Annotated in this window: 3 protein-coding genes; 1 reads left to right on the forward strand and 2 read right to left on the reverse strand. The window is 58.2% G+C overall.

All coding sequences use genetic code 11. The features are described 5' to 3' along the window. On the forward strand, positions 1 to 300 hold a 300-nt coding region (locus tag WA354_RS18450), incomplete at its 5' end, for a hypothetical protein (protein ID WP_472814488.1). 69 nt (positions 301 to 369) lie between these two features. Here WA354_RS18450 and WA354_RS18455 read toward each other — a convergent pair. Together WA354_RS18455 and WA354_RS18460 are read right to left on the reverse strand one after the other, a co-directional pair. Continuing rightward, positions 370 to 1,632: a DUF3999 family protein gene (locus WA354_RS18455; protein ID WP_472814489.1), complete on the reverse strand. Its 1,263-nt coding sequence runs from the start codon at positions 1,630 to 1,632 to the stop codon at positions 370 to 372. Further along, the coding region (locus WA354_RS18460) for a DUF2339 domain-containing protein (protein WP_472814490.1) at positions 1,629 to 3,497 on the reverse strand (1,869 nt) is incomplete at its 5' end. The genes WA354_RS18460 and WA354_RS18455, both read right to left, overlap by 4 nt.

The raw sequence follows: 3,497 nt of genomic DNA on the forward strand, positions 1-3,497 counted from the left end.
CCGCCCGCCAATGCCGCCGACCGTGGACGCTTCGCAGGGCAAACCACCCGCGGCGTGGCTCGCGGACTCAGCGGCTTCTTTAAGCCCTTCCGCACCGTCGGCGGCAAAATCTGGCTTGAGGTCACCGGCGGTTTCTTTCTCCTCCCCGTGCTGGTCTTCAGCCCAGTTTTGTGGAGAACGAGAGCAAGCTGGCAACAAGGCCCCGACCACCGAACTTTTCTAGCGTCGGCAGTCGTGGTAGTCGTGTTTCTTTACCTCGGAGTCAGCAGCTTTTGGCGAGCGGGAAGGCGTCGATCGTAATTCACTTCTGCGGCAACGCCGCACGCCCCAGCATCGGCCATGGTTGCTAACATTTCCCGTGGCTGCGCTCTAAGATGAAGCTTTGGTGGCGACCTTCGCAGACCGGAAGGCGACGGCCCCGAGAAGCAATATGACAATGGCCAGCGCCACCCATAGAAGCGCCGGATGTCTTTCGGTAAATGGGCGGCTGTCGGGTCGTTCCTGATAGTCAGGATTTGCTCTCTCCGGTCCCACGTTCGCCTTCGCTGCATTGGATTGCAGCGCAAACAGCGATGCATAGTCATACCGAGGAGCCACCAGCACGGAATCTCCGTAGTGGAGCGTGTACACAGCTGCTTCAGAGACATCAAAGCAAAGGCTCCTTTGCAGCATCTCCAGCCGCACTGATGAAACCTGGATCGGCGTGTCGTCCCGGTTTTCGATGGTGACTGTCCACTTTGCCGGGGTATCGAATTCCGCTTCGGGCGTGAAAATGTCGAGCCGCTCTTCGTCGAGGCGATGACCGTCCTGTAATCGATGAACGCGCAAAAAGCTTCCGTAGGCCGGGATCTGCCGAGGCGGCTCGACCGAGTCGGGACTTCGTTGTTGCGAGATCGGAGAGATACTAATCCGTACATCGCGGCTGAAACTGGTGGGCGAGGCGCCGGGTACCAGAACGACGCGATCAACGGGGGTGTGGCTCGGCACCGTGAACTCGATGACTGAGTCGCGCCCATTCATCGCAACTTGAGATGTCTCAGCCACGGTCTGATATTTCGCTTCGCTCGCCGGCATGCGCTCGATTGAGAGTCCTGAAACATCTTCAGGAGCAATTGGGCCTGCGATGCTGAAGTGCAGAAATCGAAAATCGGAATCGGGAAGGTGAAGAACCGTGCTCCGCCCAAGCCGCTGCCGCGTGAGATCGAAGATGGTGAAGGAACCGATTTTCGTTCGTGCTGACGCTTGCTGCTGGCTCCCAGAGACGGTTACGGTGGCAATGAAGTCGTGTCCGGTGATCGCAAGATCCACGTCGCGGTACCGTCCCGCAGGCATGGCTAGGTCAAAGACGGTTTGGCCTGCGCGGCGGCCCAGATTCAAAGGTGCAATGATCTCCTGAGAGGGTGCAACTGGAGCGGATCTTTGAATTACGTAGGGCGTCTCCGTGTTTCCGCGGTAGAGGCGAAGATCAGTGACCTGAGTCGCGGCGTGGCTAAAGATTGCCGGGCTCAAAACAACGCATGTCTGCCCTGAGGCTTGCGGTGGGATCTCAATCGATCGTTCGTAGCGGAAGTAGCGAAGCTCGGGCGCCGGAGCGGCAACCCCGAGCAGTAGAACCGCAGTGATTAGCTTCATGGAGCCTGGTCTCCCTGGCCACGCAGATTAAGCCAGTCACGCTGATACACGAAGCTCACCCCAAGCAGAAGTGCGCCCAGGCCGAGAAAGCTGAATATCCGGAACCCCTGGCTCAATTCGCTTATGTCCGACAGGAAGACTTTTGCGATGGTCAGCGCCAACAGCACCAGCGCCTGCCACCGCAGGAATGCGGAACGCTTCCAGAAGCCCACACCCAGCAGCAACGCTCCAAAGGCCATGAAAAAAGCGGAATAACTGAAATGCGCGTACATGCGATATTGATGCTGAACGGCCCAGTTTCCGCGCCATCCCAGGGATGACCAGTAGTTATGGATCTCGCTACTGATGGCAATCAGGATCAGCGCATTCACAGCAATGATCGAAGCGGCCGCAAGAAATGGCCAGCGCATCATCGGCTCTACAGCTTCTTCATGGGCGGAATTCTGAGCAAGCCACGCCACGAAAGCAAAAACAGCGATGCCTACACAGAACGTTCCAAAGCGTTCGTTGAAAAGTGGCGTATTCGACGCCGAAGGGTTGACGATTAGCAGCGAGAAGAGCCCGAGAGTCAGGCATAGCAATGCAAAAACCCGCAACAGCAACTGACCTAATCGGCTGGCGACCCACATCAAGGCTGCTCCCTCGACCAGCCAGCCAATCGTCATCCATCGCCCATGCGTCTTCAATGGAATGGCGATGGTGAGGAAGGCGACGGCGGCGGCCAGATGCAATCCCGAGAGAACCGCCGGACTTTCACCCAGTACGCCCTGCGCCGGCAACCGCAGAAGCAGCAGGTAGAAAGCGGCGAAGGCCACCGCGATCCAGGGCCCGGCCCAATCCTGCGTGGTCGAGGAGGGCAGGGAATAGAACGCCAGAAATCCGAGAGCCGCATTCAGAATGGGCAGAACCACCAGTGCCAGCTTGTCCCACGCTGAGGATGTTCCATGTTCATCGAGTTTGGCCCGCACCAGCCGCGGAGCGAAGGCGAAAATCAGGAAGAAGCAGGTAAGAAAGAGTGCGGTGCGACCCGCTTGCGCCAGCGAGTAAAAAGTGAACCACCATCCGCCGATGAACAACACCGTTCCGGTAAATGCCGCAAAGAGAAGGCGCGACCACGGCCTCAGCGCCGCCAAAACCAGCACCGCGATATCCAGAATCAGCAGATACAAAAACAATGTGACTTCGTGATTGCCTCCAGTCGACACCAGCAGAGGCGTGGTAAGCCCGCCGGCGATGGCATACAGGGCAAGCAACTCCGCATTTCGCGACCACGCGATGTATCCGTTGAACGCGGTGACCAGGATCATCGCTCCAAAGGCAACCGATGCCGGCATCAACGCGTAAACCGAGAAGGCAGCCCACAACGAAAGATAAAGAGTGCCGCTTCCGACGGCTTTGAGCGAATAGGCGAAAGCCGCAAATCCGTGCTTTTCAAAGCGCTCTGACCAGGCAATGAGCGCGGCGCCGGCAACTAATCCGACGAAAACCCTGCCCAGCGGTCCGATCCAATGATTATCGAAGGCCAGCTTGAGGAACCACGCTACGCCAATAAGCGTTGCGAGAATGCCGACCCGATTGAACCACTGCGATCCGATCCGGCTCTCCAGCGAACGCGCATCTTCTTGTGCGACCGTATCGAACGATCCGAAATTAGGCGGAGCGATTTCCGTCTGCCTTGGCACTATTTGAGGTGGCCGCGCCTGTGGAGGCGGTGGCGTAGCTTCAGGCACACTTGTTGCAATCGTGGCCCGTACCTGTCCAGTGCGAGGGGGCGATGCCTCGTCAACCACGATACCGTAGGCGTGCAAAGCCGTTTCCAGCCGGAGTACGCGCGAACGCAGCTCGCCGACCTGATCTTCAAGGCT

It is taken from the genome of Occallatibacter sp., from assembly GCF_049802275.1.
GTDB lineage: Bacteria > Acidobacteriota > Terriglobia > Terriglobales > Acidobacteriaceae > Telmatobacter.

Excerpts from the sequence above, each read along its gene's own strand:
- WA354_RS18455 (WP_472814489.1), bottom strand. The coding sequence starts at position 1,632 with ATGAAGCTAATCACTGCGGTTCTACTGCTCGGGGTTGCCGCTCCGGCG.